This is a genomic window from Microvirgula sp. AG722, from assembly GCF_003269145.1.
Classification (GTDB): Bacteria; Pseudomonadota; Gammaproteobacteria; order Burkholderiales; family Aquaspirillaceae; genus Microvirgula; species Microvirgula aerodenitrificans.
The window spans coordinates 18,043-43,272 of record NZ_QLTJ01000004.1 but is presented as its reverse complement, the minus strand read 5'-3'; the positions used below and the strand labels follow the sequence as shown (position 1 = coordinate 43,272).

Below are 25,230 nucleotides of genomic sequence, written 5' to 3'. Positions count from 1 at the left end.
ATCAGCGGTGCAACTCGCCTGCGGCTTCCGGCTGCCAGATCACTTCATGCACGGTCAGACGCAGCGTCGCGCCGTCCGGCATCGGCCATTCGATCGTCTGCCCGACCGACAGGCCGAGCAGCGCCGCGCCAACCGGCGCCAGCACCGACAGCCGGTCCGGGTTGCCGTTCATGTCCTTCGGGTAAACCAGTGTGTATTCGCGGATTTCGCCATTGTCGGCGGCAAAACGCACGCGCGAATTCATCGTCACAACGCCGGCAGGCATGTCGGCGGGCTCGGCCACTTCGGCACGATCGAGTTCGCGGGCCAGTTGCCCGGCTGCGGGGAAAGCCTTGCTGTCGATATTCTCCAGCAGGGCCTCCAATCGGTCGAGATCGAGGGTGGATACGGTGATGACAGGCTGTTGCATGGTGTGCTCCGACGGAAACTCGCCCGTGCCGGGCGTGCCCGTGTCGATCCGCGCAGGCCGGCGAAATCGCCAACGGCGACAGACGCCGGGTCCGGCTACCCGACTCGGTATCCGTTCCGGCGTCTCCGCCTGCATGCTGCCACGGATGCCTTCGGGCTCGCTGCGCGGGCCGATCAAGCAAAACGGGCTGCCGGCCAGGGCAACCCGTTGCATCGCTATCTATAGACGCGATTCTAGCCGCAAATGCCCCGCTCGGCTATCGAATGTAGCGCGCGGCGACATTTTATCAAACAAAATCATTGGCTTGCATTGGAAAGCCCGGCCTCGCCAGACAGCAGCCACTCAACAATCAAATTTAAAATCAACGAGTTATACATGATTCCGGCCAATCCAGCGCCCAGGGATCATCAAAACGGCCGAGCGCTGCCGCAAACGGCGCCGCCAGGAAATGCGTACCGGTCGTCGGCGGCTGGACATAGCGCCAGCGGCGCCCGCCCAGCTCGAAGGCGAACGCGTAGTGATGCAGGTAGGCGCGATCGGCCGCCGCATTCGCCGCATCGGCCGCGTGATACAGCGGATCGCCCAGCAGGGGGCTGCCGAGGCTTTTCAGTGCCACGCGCAACTGATGGGTGCGGCCGGTACACGGCCGCAGCAGAAAGGCGCGCACGCCGGGTTCGACCGAGACGGAGAAGAACCGGGTAATGGCCGGATTGACCCGGGTCGGCAACAGGCGCCAGCTGCCGCGGCGGCCGCGGTCCATGTCGCCGGTCACCCAGCCCTGCTTGCGCGCCGGCTTGCGATCGGACAGCGCCAGATAGAACTTGTCGACCTGGTGGTCATGAAACGCCTGCGACAGCGTACGCGCGGCATCGCGATGCGTCGCCAGCACCATCAGGCCGGAGGTGATCGCATCGAGACGATGTACCAGATGCAGGCTGTCGCACCCCAGATCCGCGCGCAGGACATCAAGCAGGCCCTGCGCTTCCTGGTCGCGATGCACGGCAACGCCCGGTGCCTTGTCGATAATGATGAAGTCGGGCTGGCGGTCGATCAGTCGGTACATGGCAGGCGGGTTTCTGGCAGGGGCGCACAGCCTAGCAGCACGCCCGCCATCGCGCCCGGCACTTTACTGTACCGTCCGGACGGTTTACATTCGGTGCCATGACGACAACGGACACCCAGAACCGCATTCTCGATGCGGCCGAACATTGCGTAATGGAACACGGCGTCGCCAATCTGACTCTGGACAGCGTGGCGGCACGGGCCGGCGTCAGCAAAGGCGGCCTGCTGTACCACTATGCCGGCAAGGATGCACTGGTGGCGGCCCTGATCGCCCGGCTGACCCGGGCGGTCGATGCCCGCATGGACGCCTACCGGCAGGCTGACCCCAGCCACGGCGCTGGCGTCCGCGCCTACCTGCTGGCCGCGCTGCCGCCTGATCTCGACAGCGAAACCGTTGCCCGGCGCGAAGCCTCGCTGATCGCCGCGCTCGGCACCCGGCCGGAGCAGGTCGCCCGCTATGCCGACCGCCAGCGCGACTGGCAGGCGCAGATCGCCGCAGACGTGGCCGACCCGCTGCTGGCCCACATCGTGCGGCTGGCCGTGGACGGCATCTGGATGAATGAAGCGTTCGGTATCGAACCGCTGGACCCGGTCACGCGGACAGCGGTGATCGAACGCCTGCTGACACTCACGCGGGAGACTTCGCTCCCCGCACAAGGAAAGGACTGACCATGGCCTGGCTCATGCTGTTTATCGCGGGTCTGTTTGAAATCGGCTGGGCCATCGGCCTGAAATACACCGAGGGCTTCACCCGGTTGCTGCCGTCAGTGCTGACCGGCATCTCGATGCTGTTCAGCATCGTCCTGCTCGGGCTGGCGCTGCGCGACCTGCCGATCGGCACCGCCTATGCCGTCTGGACCGGCATCGGCGCCGTCGGCACCGCCGCCCTCGGTATCGTGCTGTTCAACGACCCGGCCACGGCGGCGCGGCTGGTCTGCATCGGCCTGATCGTGGCCGGCATTCTCGGGCTGAAAATGGCGTCGTGAATGAATCAGACCAGCGCTGGCGCCGCCATCATCATGGCGCCAGCCGGTCGCGGCTCCAGCTGCCGTCGGCCTGCAACTGGTACAGCACGCGATCGTGCAGGCGGGACGGACGCCCCTGCCAGAACTCGATCCGCTCCGGAATCACCGCAAAGCCGCCCCAGTGCGGCGGACGCGGAACATGCAGCGCGTACTTGGCCGCGTACTGCGCAAACCGCGCCATCACCACATGGCGACCGGCAATCGGCTGGCTCTGCTCGCTGGCCCAGGCGCCGACCCGGCTCTTGTAAGGCCGGCTGTCGAAATAGCTGTCCGATGCGGCGGACGGCAGGCGCTCGACCACGCCCTCGATATTGACCTGGCGCTCCAGCCCCGGCCAGAAAAAGGTCAGGGCGATGACCGGGTTGGCTTCCAGGTGCCGCCCCTTGCGCGACTGGTAGTTGGTGAAGAACACGAACCGGCCGTTCTCGACCCCCTTCAGCAGCACCACCCGTGCCGCCGGCCGGCCCTCGGGGCTGACGGTCGACACCAGTACTGCCGTCGGTTCGACCAGTTCGGCGGTAATGGCCTCGTCCATCCAGATTTCAAACTGCCTGACCGGGTCGGCCAGACAGTCGGTTTCATTCAGCTCGCGGCTGGCGTAATCCTTGCGGATGTCGGCAATGCTTTTCATGACGATTTTCCTCCCCCGGCGCCTGACCGGCGCCGACCTGATGATGTCCAATCATACCCGCGACTCAGACGCCTTCCAGCAGCAGCAGCTCGGCCGCCGCCAGGTGTTCGGCCGAACCCAGCAGCACCAGCACGTCGTCGGCCTGCAGCACGAAGGCATCGTCCGGACCGATCACCCGACCCTGCTTGCGCTTGACCGCCCGCACCTGTACATGCAGTGCACCGAGGTCCAGTTCGCCCAGACACTGGCCGATCGATGCCGCGCCCGGCGCCAGCAGCACCGTTCCCAGCCGTGACTGCTTGGAGTCGTCCAGTGCCAGCGTGTCGTCGGTAATGCCGCGGAAGAAGCCGCGGAACAGGCTGTAGCGCTCCTCGCGCACCGAGCGGATGCGGCGCAGTACCCGGTTCATCGGCACCCCCATCGCCATCAGCGCATGGCTGGCCAGCATCAGGCTGCCTTCCATGACCTCGGCCACCACTTCGTCCGCCCCGCCCTCGCGCAGCAGGTCGATATCGCTGTCGTCGACGGTGCGCACGATAATCGGCAGGTCTGGCCGCAACGTCTGCGCCACGCGCAGGATCTGCATGCTGGCATGGGTATCGGCGAAGGTAATCACCAGCACCTTGGCCCGCATCAGGCCGGCAGCCAGCAGCACTTCCCGCTTGCCGGCATCGCCAAATACCACTGCATCGCCGGCCGCGGCCGCCTCGCGCACCCGCTCCGGATCGAGATCGAGCGCGAACAGGCTCATGTCCTCTTTTTCCAGCAGCCGCGCCAGCGCCTGGCCGCTGCGACCGTAACCACAGATGATCGCGTGCTCGTTGCGCATCATGCTCGACACCAGGATCTGGTGCAGATCGGCCGCCTGGCTGACCCAGTCCGAACGGATCAGCAGGCGCACCAGCCGCGGCGTCTGCTGGATCAGGAATGGCGACATCAGCATCGAGATCAGCACCGAGGTGATCGCCGCCTGTTCGATCGCCGGCGCCACCAGTCCCAGGTTGCCGGCCAGCGCGATCAGCACGAAACCGAACTCGCCCCCCTGTGCCAGCGCCAGTGCGGTTCGCAGTGCGTCATTGGCCCGATAGCGGAAGGTTCGCGCCACCGCGAACATGACGATGGCCTTGCCCGGTACCAGCACGGCCACAAAGGCGAATACCAGCCAGAAACGCTCGGCCAGCGCGGCGAGATCGAGCCGCATGCCGATGGTGATGAAAAAGAAGCCGAGCAGAATGTCGCGGAACGGCCGGATGTCTTCCTCGACCTGGTAGCGATATTCGGTTTCGGCGATCAACATGCCGGCGACGAAAGCCCCCAGTGCCAGACTCAGCCCGGCCAGTTCGGTCAGCCACGAAATCGACAGCGTGATCAGCAGCACATTGATCATGAACAGTTCGCCCGAGCGCTGCCGGGCGACCACATGGAACCACGGCCGCAGCAGCTTCTGGCCCACGGTGAACAGCAGCACCATCACCAGCACGACCTTCAGGAAGGCGATCGCCAGATCCAGTGCCAGCGTTTCGGCATTGCCGGCCAGCGCCGGCAGCAGAATCAGCATCGGCACCACCGCCAGATCCTGGAACAGCAGCACGCCGATCGACATCTGCCCGTGCGGCGCATTGAGTTCCAGCCGCTCGGTCAGCAGCTTGGACACGATCGCGGTCGACGACAGGGCCGCCACCGCGCCAAGCGTAAAGCCGGTAAGCGGCCGCCCGCCCAGCGCGATGAACAGCACCATGACTGCCAGCAGGGTCACCACCACCTGGCCGGCGCCAAGCCCGAACACGATGCGCCGCATCGCCCGCAGTTTCGGCAGACTGAATTCAAGACCGATGGTGAACATCATGAAAACAATGCCGATTTCACCCAGAAACTGGGACTGGTCAGTCCCCGCAATCAGCGCGAACCCGCCCGGGCCAACAATGAATCCCACCAGCAGGTAACCGAGCATGGCGGGGACTTTGACCGCCCGGCACAGGGTGATGACCCCGACGGCGGCGAACAGGATGGCAACGACAGGTGCTAATGAATGCATCAGGAAATCGACAGTGGCATGAAGTATCGGAAACGCCGCGAGTTTAACGCTTGGTATACTCCCCCACTACGACATCTTTTGACGGAGGGTGACAGCGCCCTCCCGACCTGACATGAATGCATCCCTGTCCGCCCATCGCCTCGCCCTTGCCCGCGATGTTCTCGCCACCGAAGCTCAAGCCATCGAGGGCGTGTCCGCACGCCTGAACGGCAGCTTTCTTGCCGCCGTCGACGCGGTGCTCGCCTGCCGTGGCCGGGTCATCGTGACCGGCATGGGCAAGTCCGGCCATATCGCGCGCAAGATTGCCGCCACGCTGGCATCGACCGGCACGCCGGCATTCTTCGTCCACCCGGCCGAAGCCGCCCACGGCGACCTCGGCATGATTGCCGCCGGCGACGTGGTGATCGCCCTGTCCTACTCGGGCGAATCCGGTGAGCTGATCGCCCTGCTGCCGGCCATCCGCCGCAAGGGCGTCACCCTGATCGGCATGACCGGCCGCGACACGTCGACGCTGGCCCGCGAATCGGACATCCATCTGGACGCGGCCATCGAACACGAGGCCGGACCGCTCGGTCTGGCACCGACCGCCAGCACCACCGCCGCGCTGGCGCTCGGCGACGCGCTGGCACTGACGCTGCTCGATGCGCGGAATTTCCGTGCCGAGGATTTTGCGCTGTCGCATCCGGGCGGCAGCCTGGGCCGGCGTTTGCTGGTCCATGTTTCGGACGTGATGCACGGCGGTGATGCGCTGCCCGTGGTCGCACCGGACGCCAGCCTGCGCGATGCGCTGCTGGAAATCAGCCGCAAGGGGCTGGGCATGACCGCCATCGCCGACGCGGACGGCACGCTGCGCGGCATCTTTACCGACGGCGACCTGCGCCGGCTGATCGATGCCGGTCAGGCGGATTTCCTCGCCACCCCGGTCGGCACGGTCATGCAGCCGGCCGCCAAGACCATTGCTGCCGACCGGCTCGCGGCCGAAGCGGTCAAGGTCATGGAGGCCAACAAGATCAACGGCCTGCTCGTGCTCGACACGAACGGCAAACTGGCTGGCGCGCTGAACATGCACGATCTGTTCCGCGCCGGTGTGGTGTAACACGATACTGACTATGCACACTGTCCATGCACTCGCAGTTCCCGTCCGCCTGCTGATCCTCGACGTCGACGGCGTCCTGACCGACGGCCAGCTGTATTTCACGCCGGCCGGCGAGGAAATCAAGGCATTCAACACCCTCGACGGCCACGGCCTGAAGATGCTGCAGAAAAGCGGCGTCGCCCTTGCCATCATCACCGGCCGCGCCTCCGGCGCCACCGAGCATCGCGCGCGCGCGCTCGGCATCGATCACCTGTACATGGGGTCGGAAGGCAAGCGCGCCGCATTCGCCGATCTGCTGGCCAGAACCGGGCTCGACGCGGCCGCCTGTGCCTATGTCGGTGACGACGTGGTCGACCTGCCGGTCATGCGCCAGGTCGGCTTCGCCGTCGCGGTGCCGGCCGCACCCGATATCGTGCGCAGCCACGCCCACTACGTGACCGGTCGCCATGGCGGCCACGGCGCGGTGCGCGAAGTCTGTGAACTGATCATGCAGGCCCAGGGCACGCTGGACGCGGCGCTCGCGCCGTACCTGGAAGACTGAGCCATGTTCGCTCTCCGCAATGCCTCGCGCCTGTTCCCGCTGCTGCTGGCCGTGATCCTGATCCTGCTGACGCTGTGGCTGGAATACCTGCTGTCGATGCTGCCGGCCGGCCGCGACCCGGTCAACCGAGGTACGGTCGAGTACATGGCGTCCGACTTTGTCGGCACCAGCTTCGACGCCAATGGCCGCATCGACCGCCACGCCTTCGGCAAATCCATGTGGCAATATCCGGAAGACAAGCGGGTATTCTTTACCGACTCGACGCTGGAACAGTACAGCCTGGGACGGAAGGATCTGTCGATCTTTACCACCAGCGGCCTGTACAACAACGATACCGGCATCGCCTTCCTCGACGGCAAGGTCCGCGCCCGGCGAGAGCCTTCGGCGCAGCATCCGCTGCCGGCCACGCTGGACACCACCCGCTTGACCGTCGATACGCGCAAGCGCACCGCCGACACCCTGGCGCCGGCAATCTACGTCGAAGGCGGCAACCGCATTGACTCGGTGGGTTTCCACTACGCCGATGCCACCCAACAATACAAACTCAAATCGCGCGTCAGGATGACTTATGCTCCGCCGAAATCCGAATAATTCCTTCCGCCTCGCCGCAGGTGCCCTGATCGTCTGCAGCGCCCTCGCCGCCCATGCCGAAAAGGCCGACCGCAGCAAACCGATCAATATCGAAGCCGACCAGGCCAGTCTCGACCAGCAGAAGGGCGTGACCGTCTACGAAGGCAATGTGATCCTGACCCAGGGCACATCGAAGCTGACCGCCGCCAAACTGACGGTGAACCAGGACAAGGCCGGCAACCAGTACGGCACCGCCATCGGCAACCCGGCCACCTTCCGCCAGCGCCTCGACCCTGACAGCGACGGCAAGGTCGAGTGGATCAACGGCAAGGGCCAGCGCATTGACTACGACAACGCCAAGCAACTGGTTACAATCTATGACAACGGCAGAGTTCAGCGCGGTGGCGACGTCGTCACCGGCAATGTGATCATCTACGACGGCAAGACCCAGCAATTCCAGGCCACCGGCACCCGCAGCGATGCCCATGGCCAGGCAATGAAGGGCGGCAAGGGCCGTGTCACCGTGGTGATCCAGCCGCGTGAAAAGAAGGAAGGCGCCAATAAATGACGCAAGCCACCAGTCGCCTCAGCGTCCGCCACCTGCAGAAGCGCTACAAGAAGCGCACGGTGGTCCAGGACGTCTCGCTGGAAATCAACAGCGGCGAGGTCGTCGGTCTGCTCGGTCCGAACGGCGCCGGCAAGACCACCAGTTTCTACATGATCGTCGGCCTGGTGCCGGCCGATGCCGGCGACATCCATATCGACGATATCGATGCCAGCCATCTGGCCATCCACCAGCGTGCCCGGCTCGGCATCGGCTATCTGCCGCAGGAAGCCTCGATCTTCCGCAAGCTCACGGTCGAGGAAAACATTCTCGCCGTGCTTGAGCTGACCGGACTGAAAGGGGCGAAGATCCAGGAAGAACTGGAGCTGCTGCTCGACGATCTGAACATCGCCCACCTGCGCGACAACCCGGCGCTGTCGCTGTCCGGCGGCGAGCGCCGCCGGGTGGAAATCGCCCGCGCGCTGGCCATGCGCCCGCGTTTCATCCTGCTGGACGAACCGTTTGCCGGCGTTGACCCGATTGCCGTCATCGATATCCAGAAGATCATCTCCTACCTGAAGGAGCGCGGCATCGGCGTACTGATCACCGATCACAATGTTCGCGAAACCCTGCGCATCTGCGATCGGGCTTACATTATCAATGCCGGCAGCGTACTTGCCGCCGGCAAGCCCCAGGCGCTGGTCGAGGACGAAAATGTCCGCCGCGTCTACCTGGGCGAGCATTTCCACCTCTAGACAGCGGCCATGAAGCAAAGCCTCCAGCTCAAGCTGGGTCAGCAACTGACCCTTACGCCCCAACTGCAACAGTCGATCCGGCTGCTGCAGCTCTCGACGCTGGACTTGCAACAGGAAGTGGAACAGTTCATCGCCGACAATCCGCTGCTGGAGCGCGACGAGGGCCGTGACGAAAACGGCGCGGAAGTCAGCGATGCCGGCGAGATTGCCATCAACGGCCATGACGAGCCGCGTGAGCCACCGCAGCAGCAGGACGGGGCCGGCGGCAACGACGACAGCGCCACCGACCTGAACCTGGTCAACGACTGGTCCAGCTACGGCCGCAACGGCAGCGACGAAGACGACGACTGGGACCCGCACCAGAACCTGACCCGGGCCACCACGCTGCGCGAGCATCTGCTGGCGCAGCTGGCCGAGCTGCCGCTGTCGGTCCGCGACCGGGCAATGGCGATGGTCATCATCGAGGAACTGGACGACGACGGCTACCTGCCCTGCCCGCTGGAAGAGCTTGCCGTCCATCTGCCGGCGGAACTGGAGATCGATCCCGACGAGCTGACCGTGGCGCTGACCCTGGTCCAGCAGTTCGAGCCGGCCGGTGTCGCCTCGCGCGATCTGACCGAATCGCTGCTGCTGCAACTGGCGGCCCGGCCCGAGTCGCCGGCCAGGCCGCTGGCGCAGGACATCGTCCGCCACCACCTGCCGCTGCTCGCCAACCGCGACTTCACCCGGCTGCGCCGCGCCACCGGCGCCGACGACGAATCGATCCGGCAGGCCCAGGCGCTGATCGCCTCGCTGAACCCGCGTCCGGCCGCCGGTTTCGGCAGCGGCGACACCCACTACGTAATGGCCGACGTGCTGGTCCGTCGCGATCGCAACGGAATCTGGCTGCCCCTCTTGAATCCTGCGACTCAGCCCAAATTGAAAGTAAATCAGCTGTACGCGCAGATGCTCAGCCGGCACCGCGGCGAGGCCGGACAATTGTCCGGCCGGCTGCAGGAAGCCAAGTGGCTGATCCGCAACATCGAACAGCGGGCCGACACTATACTCAGGGTGTCGCAGGTCATCGTCGAGCGACAGCAGGCGTTCTTTGATCAGGGTGAAGTCGCAATGCGCCCCATGGTGCTGCGCGACGTCGCCGACGAATTGGGATTGCACGAGTCGACCATCTCCCGCGTGACCAGCAGCAAGTATCTGATCTGTCCGCGTGGCGTGTTCGAACTCAAGTACTTCTTCGGCACGGCGCTGGACACCGATTCCGGCGGCGAATGCTCGGCTACCGCCATCAAGGCGCGGTTGCGCAAGCTGATTGCCGACGAAGACCCGCACAAACCGCTGTCGGACAGCGTGCTGGCCGAACGGCTCGGTGACGAGGGCATCCAGGTTGCCCGCCGCACCGTCGCCAAGTATCGCGAGGCATTGCTGATACCACCGGTAAACCAGCGGAAAACGATTTAACGCGCGTCAAGGCGCGCCCCCTGCGTATCCAGCAACATGGATACGCCAGCCCACCAGAAGGAGTTAGGGTATGAACCTGAACATCACCGGCGTCCATCTCGAAGTCACTCCGAGCCTGCGCGACTACCTGTCGGAAAAAATCGACCGCATCACCCGCCACGTCGATAACGTCATTGCCGTCAACGTCGCCCTCTCGGTCGAGAAACTCGACCAGAAAGTGACGGTCGACGTTCACCTGAAGGGCAAGGACATCCACGTCGAGGAAGTCGCAGCCGACATGTATGCGGCCATCGACCTGGTTGCAGACAAGCTGGACAGACAGGTGCTGAAGCACAAGGAGAAGAGTACGGATCACTTCTCGGACAAGGCGCACAAGGCACAGGAGCTGTCCGCCGGCTCCGAAGCCTGAGCCTGAAGAAGACTCACAAGGGCAAGCGCCCGCGGTCGTCGTGCCGCTGGCTCAGGCCTGACTGAAAGGGGGGGACTGCCGGAAACGGCAGTCCCCCCGTTTGATTGCGGGCCCTCGCGCCCGGAGGGGTGCCGGCACAGGCATTCCGCTGCCGGTCCGCCCTTTGCTGGTGCAGACCGGCCGGGGTGCCCACTAATGCGGCAGACGCTCCCGCCGTAACCGGCTAGAATGGCCCCGTTTTGATTACTCGTACTCGTTGACGACCATGAGTCTGATCGCAAAGATCCTGCCCAGCACCGACCACCTGCTCGTCGATCTCGACGTCAGCAGCAAGAAACGCGTGTTCGAGCATGTCGGCATCCTGTTCGAGAACGCCTACGGCATTGCCCGCAGCACCGTTTTCGACAGCCTGTTCGCCCGGGAAAAACTCGGCTCCACCGGACTCGGTCACGGGGTTGCCATCCCGCACGGTCGCGCCAAGGGGCTCAAGGACGTCGCCGGCTGCTTCATCCGCCTGAAATCCCCGATTCCGTTCGACTCGCCCGATGGCAAGCCGGTCAGCCTGCTGTTCGTGCTGCTGGTGCCCGAGCAGGCAACCGACCTGCATCTGCAGGTACTGTCGGAACTCGCACAGATGTTCAGCCGCCGCCAGCTGCGCGAAGCGCTGGCCGCCGCACCGGATGCCCAGACCCTGTTCCAGCTTCTGACCACCCAGCAGGACAGCCATGCCTAGCATCACGGTCAGGAAGCTTTATCAGGACAACCGGCAGAAACTCAATCTGAACTGGGTCGCCGGCTCGTCCGGCATCGACAACCTGATCGGCACCGACGACCAGCGGCCAACCCTGGCCCTGGTCGGCCACCTGAACCTGATCCACCCGAACAGCCTGCAGGTGCTCGGCGTCGCCGAATGCGACTACCTGAACCAGCTGGGACAGGACGCGGCCCGCGAAGCGCTGGAGCAGCTGTTCCGGCTGCCGATGTCGGCCATCATCGTCGCCAACGGCCAGCCGGTTCCGGCCGCACTGAAGGCCGCCTGCGAACACCAGCGCGTGCCGCTGATCGCCTCGAGCCAGGCCTCGCCGTACCTGATGGACGTGATGCGCATCTACCTGGCGCGAGTCCTGGCGGTGTCCACCGTGCTGCACGGCGTGTTCCTCGACGTGCTCGAGGTCGGCGTGCTGATTACCGGCGACAGCGCGATGGGCAAGAGCGAACTGGCACTGGAACTGATTTCCCGCGGCCACGGCCTGGTGGCCGACGACGCGGTCGACCTGTTCCGCATCGGCCCGGAAACCCTGGAAGGACGCTGCCCGGACATGCTGCGCGATTTCCTTGAAGTGCGCGGCCTCGGCATCCTCAATATCCGCACGGTGTTTGGCGAAACCGCCATCCGGCCGAAAAAGATCCTCAAACTGATCATCCATCTGGTCAAGGCCACCGACCAGATCATGCAGGACATCGACCGGCTGGCCATCCAGTCGGAAACGCAGGAAGTCCTGAACGTCAAAATCCGCAAGGTCACCATTCCGGTGGCTGCCGGTCGCAACCTGGGCGTGCTGGTCGAAACCGCCGTTCGCAATTACATTCTCCAGCTCAGGGGCATCGACAGCACGCGCGACTTCATCGAACGGCAGACGCGCATGTTGAGGGAGCAGGAAAATGCAGCTGATCCTGATTAGCGGACTGTCCGGCTCGGGCAAGAGCATCGCCTTGCGCATGCTCGAGGACAGCGGTTTCTATTGCATCGACAACCTGCCGGCCAGCCTGCTGACCAGCGTGGTCGAGCAGGTGCGCCCGTTCGGCTACGACCATGTCGCCATCAGCGTCGATACCCGCTCCGCGGCCGCACTCGGTGCGCTGCCGGCGGCGCTGGACACGCTGCGCGCCAGCGGTGACGACGTCCGCGTGCTGTTCCTCGACGCGCAGACCGATACCCTGATCCGCCGCTTTTCCGAAACCCGCCGCCGCCACCCGCTGTCCGGCTGCGCGCTGACCATTCCCGAATCCGTGGCCCAGGAGCGGCAGATGCTGGGCGATGTCGCCGAGCTCGGCCATCGCATCGACACCAGCGACCTGTCCGCCAACCAGCTGCGCCGTTATGTGCGTACCTTCGTGTCGCTCGACATCGGCTCGCTGGTGCTGATCATCCAGTCGTTCGGCTTCAAGCATGGCGTGCCGCTCGACGCCGATTTCGTGTTCGATACCCGCTGTCTGCCAAACCCGTACTACGACCCGGAGCTGCGGCCGATGACCGGCCGCGATGCCCCGGTAGCTGCCTTTCTTGCCGCCGAGCCGCAAGTCGGCCAGATGGAGGACGACATCGCCGGGCTGATCGAACGCTGGCTGCCGGCCTTCCGTCTCGACAACCGCAATTACCTGACCGTCGCCATCGGCTGCACCGGCGGCCAGCACCGCTCGGTCTATCTCGGCGAACGCCTCGCCGCCCGCCTGCGCCAGGGCGAGCAGACGGTACTGGTCCGCCATCGCGAACTCGACGAAGCATGATTCCACTCCGCGCCGGCGACGCGCTTGCGCTGCTGCTCGGCGCGGCGCTGGTCGTCGCCAGCGCCCTGCACTTCTGGCGTGACGGCATCGGCGAGACCCTGCGCGTGCGCGCCGACGGCCGGGTGGTCGAAGACCTGCCGTTGCGGCTGAACCGCACCCTGTCAGTGCCCGGCCCGCTTGGCACCACCGTGGTCGAAGTTCGCAACGGGCGTGCCCGCATCGCCACCGATCCCAGCCCGCGCCAGTACTGCGTGCGCCACGGCTGGCTGTCCCGCCCTGGCGAAATGGCGATCTGCCTGCCGAACCGGACCAGCATTGAAGTCCTGCGCCGGCAACAGGAGTACGACAGCCTTGGCTACTGAGCGCGTCATCGAGCTGCACGCCCTGCCGGCCGATCGTCGTCTGGCGCGGCTGGCCGCGCTGGCCATCGTGCTGGCGCTGTTCGACGCCGGCATTCCGACGCCGCTGCCCGGCATCAAGCCCGGTTTTGCCAATATTGTCACCCTGCTGGCACTGGAACGGCTCGGCCTGCGCGCCGCCATCGCTGTCAGCGTCCTGCGCATTTTCGCTGCCGCGCTGCTGCTCGGCAGCCTGTTCACCCCGGGCTTCTTCCTCAGCGCGGCCGGGGGGGCGGCCAGCCTGCTCGGGCTGGCGCTCGCCCATCGCCTGCCCCGCCGCCTGTTCGGCCCTGTCACCCTGTCGCTGATTGCCGCGTTCTGCCATATCGGCGGCCAGCTGCTGCTGGCCAGACTCTGGCTGATTCCGAGCAACGGCCTCGGCTATTTCGTCCCGCTGTTTGCCGCCGCCGCCTTCGTCACCGGCACGCTGAACGGTATCATGACCACCCGACTGCTCGCTTCACGCCCCCAATGACCCCTCCCGCCACTGTTACTCTGGCCCTGACCGGTGCCTCCGGCCTGCCGTACGGGCTGCGCCTGCTCGACACCCTGCTGCAGGCCGGCGTCCACGTCCGGCTGCTGTATTCACAGGCGGCACAAATCGTCGCCCGGCAGGAAATGGGCTGGACCCTGCCGTCCCGCCCGGCCGGGGTCCAGCGCGACCTTGCCGCCCGCTTTCACGCCGCAGACGGCCAGCTGGCGGTCTATGGTCGCGACGAATGGTTCGCCCCGGTCGCCAGCGGCTCGAATCCGTCCGATGCGATGGTGGTCTGCCCGTGCTCGATGGGCACGCTGGCAGCCATCGCCCACGGGCTGTCCGACAACCTGATCGAACGCGCCGCCGACGTCAGCCTGAAAGAGCGCCGCCCGCTGATCCTGGTGCCGCGCGAAACGCCGTTCTCGGTCATCCATCTGGAAAACATGCTGAGCCTGGCCCGCGCCGGCGCGATCATCCTGCCGCCATCGCCGGGCTTTTACACCCATCCGCAGACGGTCGACGACCTGGTCGACTTCGTGGTCGCCCGCATCCTCGACCAGTTGCGCGTGCCGCACCAGCTGCATGCGCGCTGGGGCGAGGCCGATCCTGCCGCAACACCGCCTGCCCCCGGAGACTGACATGAACCGCCCGATCCACACGCTTGCCACGCTGCGCCATATCGAAACCCTCGCCGGGCAGGCCGGCATGCCGCTGATGGATCGTGCGGCCGGCGCCATCGCCGACCGGGTCGAGCAACGGATCGTGCGCGGTGAGCCGATCCTGGCGCTGGCCGGACGCGGCAACAATGGCGGCGATGCCCTGCTGGCCGCCGCCCGGCTGGCCGCACGCGGCCATCGTGTCGATGCCTGGCTGCCGCTTGGCGAGCCGGCAACCGACGACGCGCGGCGTGCCCATGCCCAGGCCATGGCCGCCGGCGTCACCCTGGTTGTCGCGCCACGCACCGCACCGGCGCTGGCACTGGACGGCCTGTTCGGCATCGGTCTGCGCCGCGCGCCCGACGCGGCCGCCTGTGCGGCCATCGACTGGCTGAACGGCATCTCCGGCCACCGGCTGGCGCTCGATGTGCCGTCCGGACTCGACGCCTGGAGCGGCCGGGTGACCGGCTGCGCCGTGGCCGCCACCGAAACCCTGACCTTTCTTGCCGACAAGCCCGGCCTGCTGACCCATGACGGCCCGGACCAGGCCGGCGACGTGCATCTGGCCACACTGGACATCCCGCCCGCCTGGTGGCCGGCAGCCGACGGCGCCTGCTACCAGCCCGACGACGACATTACGCACCGGCTGGCACGAAAACAGAATGCCCACAAGGGCAGCTTCGGCTGTGTCGCCGTGCTTGGCGGCGCGACCGGCATGACCGGCGCCGCCCTGCTGGCTGCGCGCGCAGCACTGCGCACCGGCGCCGGCAAGGTCAGGATCGGGCTGCTGGAGCCGGCACTGGCGGTCGACCCGCTATACCCGGAACTGATGCTCGACGATGCCCCCCGCGCCATCGCCCACACCGATGTCACGGTCGTGGCGATCGGCCCCGGGCTCGGTCAGTCGCCGGCGGCAGCGCAATTGCTGCGGGACACGCTGCAGCGCGGCGGACCGCTGGTGCTCGACGCCGACGCCCTGAACCTGATCGCCGCCGATGCCGGCCTGGCCGACCTGTGCCGGACCCGGGGCGCCGCAACCGTGATCACCCCGCACCCGGCCGAAGCAGCGCGACTGCTGGGCACCAGCACCGAAGCGGTACAGTCCGACCGGATCGCCGCCGTCCGCCAGTTGGCCAGCCGTCTGAACGCGGTCGCGCTGCTGAAGGGCTGCGGCACGCTGGTGGCCGGGCCGGACGGCTTCTTTACCGTCAACCCGACCGGACACCCGGGCCTGGCGCAGGCCGGCCAGGGCGATACGCTGACCGGCATGATCGCCGCCCTGCTGGCGCAGGGGCTGAGCGCCGGCCAGGCGGCCCGTCACGGCGCATGGCTGCACGGCCAGACCGCGGGCAGTATCGTGGCTCAGTCGACGCGCCGGTAGCGATCGATCTCGCGACGCGCCTTCTTGGTCGGTCGCCCCTCGCTGTACGGGAAAGTCGCGTGCTCGGCCTTCAGCTGCAGCAGGCGCTCCTCGCGCCGGGCAATGCTTTCCGCCGATTCCTCATACAGCTCGCGCGCAATGGTCGCCGAACCGCGCTTGTCGGACACGGCGCGAATGGTCAGCGCATATTCGAGCTGATTCAGCCGCAGGCCGACCCGGTCGCCCACCTTGACTGCATGGGCCGGTTTGGCACGATCGCCGTTCAGGCTGACGTGACCGGCATCAATGGCCGCCTGCGCCAGCCCCCGCGTCTTGTAGAAGCGGCTCGCCCACAGCCATTTGTCCAGCCGGATCCGGCCGGTTTGCGCATCCGCCATCAGATCACCCCGAAGCCGGCCGACACCACACCGTCCAGCGTCAGCACGAGGCGATCACCGGCCGCAATGCGTGCCACGCCTTCCGGCGTGCCGGTATAGATCAGGTCGCCGGCGGTCAGCCCGTATTGGGTCGACAGATAGCTGACAATCACCGGTAGCGGAAACAGCATCAGCGCCGTGTCGCCATGCTGGCGCGTCTCGCCATTGACCTGCAGCGAGAAGGTGAAGCGCTCCGCCGCCACCTGCCCGGCCGCAACGAAGGCAGACACGCAGGAGGCCCCCGGAAAGCCCTTGGACTTGGTCCACGGCTGGCCTTTGGCTTTCATCGCCGCCTGCACGTCGCGGGCCGTCAGGTCGAGCCCGATGCCATAGCCGGCGATCGCCGACATCGCCTCCGCCGGCGCCAGGTCACGCGCATCGCGGCCGACCAGCAGTACCAGTTCGCATTCGTGGTGAATATCGTCCGACCAGACCGGCAACCGGACCGGATCGGGTTCACGTAGCAGCGACGAGGTCGGTTTCAGAAACACCAGCGGTTCGTCGGTTTCGACGGCATTGCCGAGCTCGGACGCGTGCGCCGCATAATTGCGACCGATGCAGAAAATATTGGCCACCGCGTGCTCGCGGCCGGCAAGGGAAACAGTCGTCATGACAATGATCGTTCGGAGAAAAGGAATACGCGCACAGCGTAGCGCAGACATGCCGCCCGGACCAGTGAGCGGACGCGAAAAGGCCGCTTCTGACGAAGCGGCCTTTTCAAATCCGGAACTGATGGAGACGGATGGCGCACCCGGAGCGATTCGAACGCCCGACCCTCTGGTTCGTAGCCAGATACTCTATCCAACTGAGCTACGGGTGCGCATGTCACACTTTTTCAGCGACGACTCCAGCGATCAGTCCGGCAGGCCGGACCCGAAACCGGCATGGCCGCGTCTCGTCGTGGAGTGGTGAAACTATGCCATAGTGGCTAACCCTCTGCAAGCTTGAAATTCGGAAACTGCAGGGGTTTTCCGGTAAAAATGCTGTGATCTGCATCAGCAACAGCTTGATTGAATGCAGCTTTATCTTATTCCCGGCAGATCGTGCCCGGGCAGCGGGGCAAGCCGGAACGTGAAAACGGCCGCTTCCTCGAAAGAAGAAGCGGCCGCCTGAATTGGCGTCCCCACGGGGAGTCGAACCCCGGTCGTCGCCGTGAAAGGGCGGTGTCCTAGGCCTCTAGACGATGGGGACATGGCGCACCCGGAGCGATTCGAACGCCCGACCCTCTGGTTCGTAGCCAGATACTCTATCCAACTGAGCTACGGGTGCGTGTGTCACACTTTGATACTATGGCGTCCCCACGGGGAGTCGAACCCCGGTCGTCGCCGTGAAAGGGCGGTGTCCTAGGCCTCTAGACGATGGGGACATCTGGCGCACCCGGAGCGATTCGAACGCCCGACCCTCTGGTTCGTAGCCAGATACTCTATCCAACTGAGCTACGGGTGCGCTGTTTTGGCAATGACAGGGTTGCCCCCGCCGCTTGTCAATTTCCTGACCGGTCCGTCTCCGTTGCCTTCGTCGGCGATCAAGGAGGCGAATTATGTACATAAACCGGTAACGCGTCAACACCCTGATCGCAACTTTTCCACCGTCGTCACAGGCAGGATTCACCCGTTCGTCATTGGCTGCCGCCGGAGACGCCAGGACCGCCACCACGGCAAAACCGCCAAACCATTGATCCGTTTCCAGGTTTCTCCAGCCGGCGCATGCCATTCATTCCCCGACGATGCAGCACGATGGACGAGTTTGCGCACAATGCCGGCCACCACGAAAGAACCGCGACCGGCCCTGGCTTCGGTTCACCGGCTCACTTTTCCGCCGCGGCCATTTCCACCCGGTTGCGCCCGTTGTGCTTGGCCAGATACAGCGCCTCGTCCGCCGCCTTCAACACGGCCGTCACGGTTCCGGCACTGCCCGGCCAGTGGGCAACGCCAAGCGACAGGGTGACCGGTTCCCCGGTCGGACAGTTGGTAGCAGCAATGCGTTCGCGCAGGCGCTCGGCGATCTGGATCGCCATGTCCAGGCTGCAACCGGGCAGCAGCATGCAGAACTCTTCGCCCCCGCTGCGACAGACCTGGTCATCACTGCGCGAGCCCTCGCACATCTGCCGGGCCAGGTACTGCAGCACCAGATCGCCCACATCATGCCCGTGCCGGTCATTGACCCACTTGAAGTGGTCGATATCCATGGCGATCACTGCAAACGGCCGTAGTTCGGCCTGCCATTGCGCCAGCGTCGCCTGCATGCCGCGACGATTGATCAGCCCGGTCAGTTCATCGGTAACGTTCTCCACATTGAGCCGGCCCAGTTTCTGGTTGATCCGGCCCAGCCCGGCCAGCACCGCCCGCTTGAGCTTGTCGGCTTCGTCATACCAGGCCCGGACCTGATTGATTTCCTCGGTCGCCGCTGGCGAATCCCAGTCCCTGGCAGTGGCGGCCAGCCTGGACAGCGGCTGGGCAATGACCCGCGAGATCCACCACACCCCGAGCACCGACAGCAGGAAGAACGGCGCCGCATGGCGGATGATGCTCAGCATCAGCGCATTCAGCCCGTCCAGGGTATCCGCCGTGGGGCGCTGGGCAACAATGCCCCACTGGGTAAGATGCATTGGCGCATAGCCGGCAAGCATGTCGACATGGCGGGAGTTGATCAGCCGCTGACTGCCTGCCTTGCCGGCAATCACCGCCTCGATGGCCGGATTTCCGTTCACCACCGTTCCGACCCGCGCGGTATCGCGGTGATAGATCAGCCGCCTTTTATTATCAACGACATACAGATAGGAACCATCGCGATAATGGTTTTCGCCCAGCAGGGACTGCAGGATATTCTGTTCGTGCAGATAAATCGTCCCTCCCAGATAGCCGAGGTAGCGTCCGTTACGGGCAAAGAGCGGATGGGAGATGAAAATGACCAGCCGGCCGGTGCTGGCAATATACGGCGGAGAAATCAGTGGTTTGCGCTTGGCCAGGGCTTCGCGAAAGCCGGCACTGTCCAGCCAGGTGCCAGTCAGGTGCAGCGACGCCGGTGAAGACGCCAGGATGTGCCCGTCCGGCCGGATGACCACGACCGAATTGAAACTGTTGGTCTGCCGCTTCAGGCGCTCGGTTTCCGCCACCAGCGATGCCGGATGCGCCATCAGCGGTGGCAGCAGATTGGCGCTGAATGCCAGCTGCTGCTGGGCCGCAGCCAGAAAATTATCCGTGCTGCTGGCCAGCTTGGTCGCATACGCATAATTTTTTTCCAGCTCCAGCTGTATCAGCAGATCACGCTGGGTCTGGTAACTGGCATACAGCGTATAACCCAGCGTCAATAACGCCATGCTCAGGGCAAGCAGCAATATCAGCTGGCGGAGGGTAATCTTTATCATGGCGTCATTATCACGTAGAGAAGCCATGGGCTGCGCATGACTTGGTAACAACACATTCGCCAAGTGTACATTCCGGATTCCAGGGAAACCCGATATTCCGGATCGGCAATGCGTGGCCGGTCAATCTACGGGAACAGGGTAAGTCCGGGAGAATCGGGAGTAAAGAAACACTAATGAAACACTGTGCATTCCATTCCCTTTCATCATGGCCCACATTCATTTTCCCGCAGGGAGAAAATGAAAATAACTTGAAGAATCAACACACAGCTGCTGGTCATATTCCCGCCCCGGCACAGACCGGCGGCGACAAAACGCCTGCAGTGGTGGTCTGACTGGGAGGGGTGTCACGCACGATGGCGGTCGACAAATATTCATGCAACTGAAATAATAACGATTCTTGTTTGCATTTGTGACGTTTTGCCACGGACCTCCTGCCCCTTCATGACTGCGCGCCACTACCTGGAACTCGTCAATTTCTTCTCCCGTTCCCTGCGTGACCGCGATGCGGCGGCGGATGTGGTTCAGGAAAGCTATTCCCGGGTGCTGGCCATGCGCCAGCCGGAGGCAGTGCTCGACCTGCGCGCGCTGCTGTACCGCATCGGCAAGAACATCGTGATCGATGACGCCCGCGCCCGGCAGGCCGAGCAGCGCATGCTCGACACGCTGGGGCTGATCAGTGCCGACAGCGCCCCGTCGCCGGAGCGCGAGGCCGATGCCCGCCAGCAATGCCGCCGCCTTGCCGCCCGGCTGGCGGTCATGCCGCGCAAGCGGCGGGAAGCGTTCATCCTGGTTCGCATCTACGGCTTCAGCCATGCCGAATCCGCCCTCCACCTTGCCACCACCGTGGCCGCCATCGAGAAACACATCGTGCGGGCCGTTTGCGATCTGTTCGATCTCGCCACGCTGCGCACAGCCTGAACCACACCATGCCCCGTCCTGAAACCGATTGCCGCCGTGAACGCCAGACCGCGCAGCGCCTGTTCGAGCACGCGCTGCTGCTGATCGCCCGCCAGCACGGCGGCGACCCGGCCCAGGCCGAGGCCTGTCACCAGGCCCAGCAGCAATGGCGGCAGGCCGACCCCTGCCACGAGGCCGCGTTCCGCGCCGCGCAGCAGGCGTGGCAGGCGACCGAAGCCGGTTCCCTGCGCGGTGCCCTTGCCCTGCCACCGGTCCGCACCGGCGCGCAGACCCTGACCCGCCGCCGGCTGATAAGCGTGCTCGGTCTGGCTGGACTGGGCCTGGCAACCGGGGGTCTCGGCCACTGGTACCGGGCCCAGCCGCTGCAGCAACTGAGCCTGCGAACCGGTCAGGGCCAGATCGGCAGCAGTCTGCTGGCCGATGGCAGCCAGCTGGCGCTGGCCGCCCGCACCGAAGCGCGGGTCCTGTACTACCGGGACCGGCGCGAAGTCCTGCTGGCGCACGGCGAGATCCGTTTCGATGTCCGCCCCGACCCCGAGCGGCCCTTCATTGTCGTAACCGACTGGGGCCGGGTGCAGGTGTTCGGCACCGTGTTCTCGGTCGCCGTTCGCCAGACCGGCATGCGGGTCGCCGTCGCCAGCGGGCGGGTCGGCGTATGGCGACGCAGCGCCACCCGGGAAGGCACCGTCGCCCTGTCGCCCGACATCGCGCTGACGGCAGGTGACAGTGCCGATATCGACCATGCCGGCCTGCGCAGCGGCCATGTCTCACCGGACGACGTCGGCGCCTGGCGCCAGGGCTGGCTGGTATTCGATGCGCAGCCGCTGTCGGTCGCGGTCGAACGCTGGAACGACTATCTGGCCACGCCGCTGGTGCTGGAACGGGATGCGGCACTGGCCGGCCTGCGCCTGACCGGCAGTTTCCCGCTCGCCCGCCCGGCGGCCTTTCTGGATGCCCTGCCGCGCATCCTGCCGGTGCGGGTCGTCCGCAGCCCGGACGGCCCGGTCCGGATCCAGGCCCGACGCTGAGGGCCGGTGACAAAATAATTGTCCGGTCATGGCGCTCCCGTTCGTCCTCACGGCAAACCCATCACAAGGACGTTCCGACATGCCCCGTGGATTTTCCCTGGCCGCCGTCACGCTGGCGGTCCTGGCTGCACCGTTTGCAGCCGCGGCCGATGCCTCCCCGGCCCTTTCCGGCCGACAGACCCTGTCGTTGCCTGCGCAGCCGCTCGGCCAGACCCTGAATGCGCTGGCCAGGCAGTCCGGTACCGCCATCTCGGTCGACGCCGCACTGATCGCCGGCCGGCGCGCCCCGGCCCTGCAGGGCACGATGACGCTGGGCGAGGCCCTGCGCCAGGCACTGGCCGGCAGCGGACTGCTGGCCACACCGGCCGGCACCGGCATTTCGGTCCACAGCGGCGACCGCGCCGGTGAGGTCGCCCTGCCGGAAGTCACGGTCTCGGCCAGTACCGGCCGCAGTGCCGTCACCGAAGGCAAGGGCTCCTACACCACCGGCTCGATGAGCACCGCCACCCGCTTGCCGCTGTCGATCCGGGAAACGCCGCAGGCGGTCACGGTCATGACCCGGCAGCAACTGAACGATCAGGCGATGACCAGCATCACCGATGTGGTCCGCAATGCCCCGGGCCTGTTTCTCAGCACCAGCAACGGGCCGGGCCGGCCCGATTTCAGCGCCCGCGGCTTCAGTGTCGACAATGTGATGTACGACGGGCTGCCGTCCAGCTACCAGGGCTGGATCGTCGGCGCCCAGGCCAATATGGCGATGTTCGACCGGGTGGAAATCGTGCGTGGTGCCACCGGTCTGGTCAGTGGCAGCGGCACGCCGTCGGCCGCCATCAATCTGGTACGCAAGCGCCCGACGGCGGCACCGAAGCTCAGCCTGACCGGCAGCGTCGGCAGCTGGGACAACTACCGGGGCGAAATCGACGCGTCCGGCAGCCTGAATGAAAACGGCACCGTCCGTGCGCGGGTGGTCGGTTCATGGCAGGACGCCCATACCTTCCGCGATGTGGAAGCCTACGACCACGGTCTGTTCTACGCCGTCGGCGAGGCCGATCTCGGCGAACGGACCCTGCTGACGGTCGGTGCCTCGTACCAGAAGGATTCCACCAACAATTTCTGGGGCGGCCTGCCGCTGACCGTGACCGGCGGCCACATGAACCTGCCGCGTTCGACCTTCCCCGGCAATGCCTGGGAACGCAAGGAGCAGAAGATCACGACCGTCTTCGGCGAGTTCAGGCATCAGTTCGACAATGACTGGAGCGTGCGGCTGGCCGCGATGCAGGCCTGGCAGGACGCCGTGTTCTCCGGCACCTATCTGGTCCGTTCCAGCCCCACCGACCTCGGCCACAACGCCTATCAGTCCGGCCACGACGAGGACCAGTCCAGCTACGATCTGTATGCCAGCGGCCCGTTTGCGCTGCTGGGACGCTCGCATGAGCTGATGGGCGGCATCAGCCGGCGCCAGACCCGGCTGGCCACGGACAACTACAGTGGCAACGGCATGATCAGCCAGCATGTCGACCCGTTCAGCTGGGACCCGCACAGCGTGCCGAAGCCCCATTTCGTCTATACCGACACCTCGCACGAGGTCACGACCCAGGAAGGCGTCTATCTGGGCACGCGCCTGAGCCTGGCCGACCCGCTGAAGCTGATCCTCGGCGCCCGCCTCGACTGGTACGACTATGAGGGCAGGTCCGAGGCCAGCGACTACAAGGTCACCCGCAACCTGACCCGCTATGCCGGCCTGATCTACGACCTCGACCGCCGGCATTCGGTCTATGCCAGCTATACCGACATTTTCACGCCGCAGACCTCGAAGGACACCAGCGGCAGGATTCTCGATCCGATCGTCGGCGAGAACTACGAAATCGGCATCAAGGGCGAGTATTTCGGCGGCGCGCTGAATGCCGCCGTGGCGCTGTTCCAGATCGAGCAGAAGAACCGGGCGCGGCTGAACAGCGACCAGAGCCTGTGCCCGACCTTTCCCGCCACGTCCTGCTACCAGGCTTCGGGCCTGGTGCGCAGTCGCGGCATCGATGTGGAAATCCAGGGCGCGCTGACCCCCGGCTGGCAACTCAGCGCCGGCTACACCTACACCCGGGCCAACTATATCCGCGACAGCGATCCGGCCAACGAGGGCAAGCGCTTCAACCCCGACATGCCACAGAACCTGTTCAAGCTGTCCACCGTCTACACCCTGCCCGGCGACCTGAGCCAGTGGCGGGTCGGCGGCACCCTGTACTGGCAGAGCGACATCTTCAACGAAGGCAGTTACGAGGGCGTGGACTTCCGCAATGAGCAGAAAGCCTATGCCGTGGCAGACCTGATGCTCGGCTACCGGGTCAACCGCCATCTGGACCTGCAGCTGAACATCAACAATGTGTTCGACAAGACCTACTACAAAGCCGTGGGCTCCGATGTGACCTGGGGACCGACCGACAGCTATGGCGATCCGCGCAATGCCATGCTGACCGCCCGCTATGTCTTCTGAGTCACCGGCTCAGGTCTCGCTGAACCACTCCAGGTTCAGCGTCGTGCTGTCGCCCAGATAGTCGAGCAGCCACGCCATCGCCGGCGACGGGGTATTCTGCGCCCAGGTCAGGCAGCAGGGGCTGGGGGGGTACGGACGCTGCAGCGACAGCGCAACCAGCTTCCCCGCCGCGACCAGCGGCACGGCCCGGTGCGCCGGCACCATGCCGACGCACAGGCCGTCGCACAGGCAGTCCAGCGCGGAGGCCCAGTCCGGCACCACCAGCCGGCGCTGGTTGTCCAGCATCCAGGCCTCCCGCTTCGGCAGGCTGCGCGAGGTGTCCTCCAGACACAGTGCCGGACAGGGGCGCAGCAGGTCGTCATCCAGCGGCCCGGTCAGCGCGGCCAGCGGATGCCGCGGGCTGACCACGCACAGCCAGTTCATGAAGCCCATATCGCGAAAGGCAAAGCTGCCGGCCACCGGCACGGCACGCGTGGCGCCGATGGCGATGTCGGCGCGCCCGTCGGCCAGCGCATCCCAGACGCCATTGAACACCTCAGGCCGGACGTGAAGTTCGACATCCGGGAACTGGCGATAGAAATCGACGACCATCTGCCGGCTGCGCTGCGGTTTGACGATATTGTCCACCGCGATATTCAGTTGCCCGCGCCAGCCGTTGGCGACCTGCTGGCACTGGCGCCGGGTGGCGAGCATCGTCCGGCTGACCGCTCGCGCCTCGCGCACGAACAGCGCTCCGGCCTCGGTCAGTGTCACATCCCGGTGCCGCCGCTCGAACAGCGGCACCGCCAGCCATTGCTCCAGCTGGCGCACGGTATAGCTGACGGCTGACGGCACCCGGTTCAGCTCCTGCGCGGCCGCACTGAAACTGCCGGTGCGCGCCACGGCGTCGACCACATCAAGTGAATATTCCGACCACATGCCCTTGCCTTCAATTTTTTTCATCCAGCACGGCAAATATTAGCGCTTCACGTCATGGCATCCACCCGAATAAATTAAAAAAAGACCTGACCGCTGCCTGAAAAACCGGATGAGGCGGTCATTCCTGAGAAGCAAATTCCCT

At 65.5% G+C, this 25,230-nt stretch carries 27 protein-coding genes and 5 tRNA genes; 19 read left to right on the top strand and 13 right to left on the bottom strand.

Annotated elements, in window-relative coordinates:
* Position 1: 1 nt before the first annotated feature.
* Both rnk and DFO50_RS07975 read right to left on the bottom strand, forming a co-directional pair.
* Positions 2 to 409 (bottom strand): nucleoside diphosphate kinase regulator, encoded by a 408-nt coding sequence (gene rnk, locus DFO50_RS07980; protein WP_028500546.1) that lies wholly within the window; start codon positions 407 to 409, stop codon positions 2 to 4.
* 361 nt (positions 410 to 770) lie between these two features.
* Positions 771 to 1,472, bottom strand: a complete 702-nt coding sequence (locus tag DFO50_RS07975; RefSeq protein WP_112692298.1) for a TIGR01621 family pseudouridine synthase — start codon at positions 1,470 to 1,472, stop codon at positions 771 to 773.
* A 98-nt stretch (positions 1,473 to 1,570) separates the two neighbouring features.
* Here DFO50_RS07975 and DFO50_RS07970 point away from each other — a divergent pair, with 98 nt between their 5' ends.
* Entirely contained in the window at positions 1,571 to 2,140 is a 570-nt protein-coding gene (locus DFO50_RS07970; RefSeq protein WP_107889549.1) for a TetR/AcrR family transcriptional regulator, read from the top strand.
* Positions 2,141 to 2,142: 2 nt separating this feature from the next.
* A complete protein-coding gene (gene sugE / locus DFO50_RS07965) occupies positions 2,143 to 2,457 on the top strand; it encodes a quaternary ammonium compound efflux SMR transporter SugE (RefSeq protein ID WP_028500543.1) in 315 nt (104 codons plus the stop codon).
* Between the two features lie 31 nt (positions 2,458 to 2,488).
* Here the strand turns inward: sugE and pdxH are convergent, their stop codons facing one another.
* On the bottom strand, positions 2,489 to 3,127 hold the full coding sequence (pdxH, locus tag DFO50_RS07960) for a pyridoxamine 5'-phosphate oxidase (protein ID WP_028500542.1): 639 nt from the start codon (positions 3,125 to 3,127) through the stop codon (positions 2,489 to 2,491).
* Positions 3,128 to 3,191: 64 nt separating this feature from the next.
* Positions 3,192 to 5,162 carry a monovalent cation:proton antiporter family protein gene (locus DFO50_RS07955; RefSeq protein ID WP_028500541.1) on the bottom strand — a complete coding sequence of 657 codons (1,971 nt, stop codon included), beginning with the start codon at positions 5,160 to 5,162 and terminating at the stop codon, positions 3,192 to 3,194.
* A 112-nt stretch (positions 5,163 to 5,274) separates the two neighbouring features.
* Here DFO50_RS07955 and DFO50_RS07950 point away from each other — a divergent pair, with 112 nt between their 5' ends.
* From DFO50_RS07950 to DFO50_RS07885, 14 genes are all read left to right on the top strand, one after another.
* Positions 5,275 to 6,258, top strand: a complete 984-nt coding sequence (locus DFO50_RS07950; protein ID WP_028500540.1) for an SIS domain-containing protein — start codon at positions 5,275 to 5,277, stop codon at positions 6,256 to 6,258.
* A gap of 13 nt (positions 6,259 to 6,271) precedes the next feature.
* Positions 6,272 to 6,799: an HAD family hydrolase gene (locus DFO50_RS07945; RefSeq protein ID WP_028500539.1), complete on the top strand. Its 528-nt coding sequence runs from the start codon at positions 6,272 to 6,274 to the stop codon at positions 6,797 to 6,799.
* Between the two features lie 3 nt (positions 6,800 to 6,802).
* A complete protein-coding gene (gene lptC, locus DFO50_RS07940) occupies positions 6,803 to 7,390 on the top strand; it encodes an LPS export ABC transporter periplasmic protein LptC (RefSeq protein WP_028500538.1) in 588 nt (195 codons plus the stop codon).
* Positions 7,368 to 7,937, top strand: a complete 570-nt coding sequence (lptA, locus tag DFO50_RS07935) for a lipopolysaccharide transport periplasmic protein LptA (protein WP_028500537.1) — start codon at positions 7,368 to 7,370, stop codon at positions 7,935 to 7,937. The genes lptC and lptA overlap by 23 nt, the downstream gene beginning before the upstream one ends.
* Complete coding sequence (lptB, locus tag DFO50_RS07930; RefSeq protein WP_028500536.1) at positions 7,934 to 8,668, top strand: LPS export ABC transporter ATP-binding protein; 735 nt, start codon at positions 7,934 to 7,936, stop codon at positions 8,666 to 8,668. The genes lptA and lptB overlap by 4 nt, the downstream gene beginning before the upstream one ends.
* Before the next feature lie 9 nt (positions 8,669 to 8,677).
* Entirely contained in the window at positions 8,678 to 10,123 is a 1,446-nt protein-coding gene (locus DFO50_RS07925) for an RNA polymerase factor sigma-54 (RefSeq protein WP_028500535.1), read from the top strand.
* A 70-nt stretch (positions 10,124 to 10,193) separates the two neighbouring features.
* A complete protein-coding gene (hpf, locus tag DFO50_RS07920; RefSeq protein WP_028500534.1) occupies positions 10,194 to 10,532 on the top strand; it encodes a ribosome hibernation-promoting factor, HPF/YfiA family in 339 nt (112 codons plus the stop codon).
* A gap of 265 nt (positions 10,533 to 10,797) precedes the next feature.
* Entirely contained in the window at positions 10,798 to 11,265 is a 468-nt protein-coding gene (gene ptsN / locus DFO50_RS07915) for a PTS IIA-like nitrogen regulatory protein PtsN (RefSeq protein WP_028500533.1), read from the top strand.
* Positions 11,258 to 12,214, top strand: coding sequence for an HPr(Ser) kinase/phosphatase (gene hprK / locus DFO50_RS07910; RefSeq protein WP_028500532.1), 957 nt, complete (start codon positions 11,258 to 11,260; stop codon positions 12,212 to 12,214). Before ptsN ends, hprK begins: the two co-directional genes overlap by 8 nt.
* A complete protein-coding gene (gene rapZ, locus DFO50_RS07905; RefSeq protein WP_107889547.1) occupies positions 12,195 to 13,040 on the top strand; it encodes an RNase adapter RapZ in 846 nt (281 codons plus the stop codon). The genes hprK and rapZ overlap by 20 nt, the downstream gene beginning before the upstream one ends.
* Positions 13,037 to 13,402, top strand: a complete 366-nt coding sequence (locus tag DFO50_RS07900; protein WP_028500530.1) for a NusG domain II-containing protein — start codon at positions 13,037 to 13,039, stop codon at positions 13,400 to 13,402. Before rapZ ends, DFO50_RS07900 begins: the two co-directional genes overlap by 4 nt.
* A complete protein-coding gene (locus DFO50_RS07895) occupies positions 13,392 to 13,913 on the top strand; it encodes a Gx transporter family protein (protein ID WP_036386976.1) in 522 nt (173 codons plus the stop codon). The genes DFO50_RS07900 and DFO50_RS07895 overlap by 11 nt, the downstream gene beginning before the upstream one ends.
* The gene (locus tag DFO50_RS07890) at positions 13,910 to 14,554 is read left to right on the top strand and encodes a flavin prenyltransferase UbiX (RefSeq protein ID WP_028500528.1); all 645 of its coding nucleotides are present in this window, start codon (positions 13,910 to 13,912) and stop codon (positions 14,552 to 14,554) included. Before DFO50_RS07895 ends, DFO50_RS07890 begins: the two co-directional genes overlap by 4 nt.
* Position 14,555: 1 nt before the next feature.
* On the top strand, positions 14,556 to 15,953 hold the full coding sequence (locus DFO50_RS07885) for an NAD(P)H-hydrate dehydratase (RefSeq protein ID WP_158537418.1): 1,398 nt from the start codon (positions 14,556 to 14,558) through the stop codon (positions 15,951 to 15,953).
* Here DFO50_RS07885 and DFO50_RS07880 read toward each other — a convergent pair.
* From DFO50_RS07880 to DFO50_RS07845, 8 genes are all read right to left on the bottom strand, one after another.
* Positions 15,935 to 16,330, bottom strand: a complete 396-nt coding sequence (locus tag DFO50_RS07880; RefSeq protein ID WP_028500527.1) for an RNA-binding S4 domain-containing protein — start codon at positions 16,328 to 16,330, stop codon at positions 15,935 to 15,937. The genes DFO50_RS07885 and DFO50_RS07880 overlap by 19 nt on opposite strands.
* Positions 16,330 to 16,980 carry a fumarylacetoacetate hydrolase family protein gene (locus DFO50_RS07875; protein ID WP_112692296.1) on the bottom strand — a complete coding sequence of 217 codons (651 nt, stop codon included), beginning with the start codon at positions 16,978 to 16,980 and terminating at the stop codon, positions 16,330 to 16,332. Before DFO50_RS07875 ends, DFO50_RS07880 begins: the two co-directional genes overlap by 1 nt.
* A gap of 132 nt (positions 16,981 to 17,112) precedes the next feature.
* Positions 17,113 to 17,189: transfer RNA gene (locus tag DFO50_RS07870), tRNA-Arg, on the bottom strand.
* 295 nt (positions 17,190 to 17,484) lie between these two features.
* Positions 17,485 to 17,560, bottom strand: a tRNA-Glu gene (locus tag DFO50_RS07865).
* Position 17,561: 1 nt separating this feature from the next.
* Positions 17,562 to 17,638, bottom strand: a tRNA-Arg gene (locus DFO50_RS07860).
* A gap of 21 nt (positions 17,639 to 17,659) precedes the next feature.
* Positions 17,660 to 17,735 (bottom strand) — tRNA-Glu (locus DFO50_RS07855).
* Between the two features lie 3 nt (positions 17,736 to 17,738).
* A tRNA-Arg gene (locus DFO50_RS07850) sits at positions 17,739 to 17,815 on the bottom strand.
* Positions 17,816 to 18,176: 361 nt separating this feature from the next.
* Positions 18,177 to 19,736, bottom strand: a complete 1,560-nt coding sequence (locus DFO50_RS07845) for a sensor domain-containing diguanylate cyclase (protein ID WP_028500525.1) — start codon at positions 19,734 to 19,736, stop codon at positions 18,177 to 18,179.
* A 441-nt stretch (positions 19,737 to 20,177) separates the two neighbouring features.
* Between DFO50_RS07845 and DFO50_RS07840 the strand changes: the two genes are divergently transcribed.
* The 3 genes from DFO50_RS07840 (at position 20,178) to DFO50_RS07830 (ending at position 24,170) form a co-directional block, all read left to right on the top strand.
* Entirely contained in the window at positions 20,178 to 20,654 is a 477-nt protein-coding gene (locus DFO50_RS07840) for a sigma factor-like helix-turn-helix DNA-binding protein (RefSeq protein WP_028500524.1), read from the top strand.
* Between the two features lie 8 nt (positions 20,655 to 20,662).
* Positions 20,663 to 21,682: a FecR family protein gene (locus DFO50_RS07835; protein WP_051529077.1), complete on the top strand. Its 1,020-nt coding sequence runs from the start codon at positions 20,663 to 20,665 to the stop codon at positions 21,680 to 21,682.
* Positions 21,683 to 21,761: 79 nt separating this feature from the next.
* Positions 21,762 to 24,170 (top strand): TonB-dependent siderophore receptor, encoded by a 2,409-nt coding sequence (locus DFO50_RS07830; protein ID WP_084300389.1) that lies wholly within the window; start codon positions 21,762 to 21,764, stop codon positions 24,168 to 24,170.
* Between the two features lie 9 nt (positions 24,171 to 24,179).
* Here DFO50_RS07830 and punR read toward each other — a convergent pair whose 3' ends face one another.
* The gene (gene punR / locus DFO50_RS07825; protein ID WP_199489773.1) at positions 24,180 to 25,112 is read right to left on the bottom strand and encodes a DNA-binding transcriptional activator PunR; all 933 of its coding nucleotides are present in this window, start codon (positions 25,110 to 25,112) and stop codon (positions 24,180 to 24,182) included.
* Between the last annotated feature and the right edge of the window lie 118 nt (positions 25,113 to 25,230).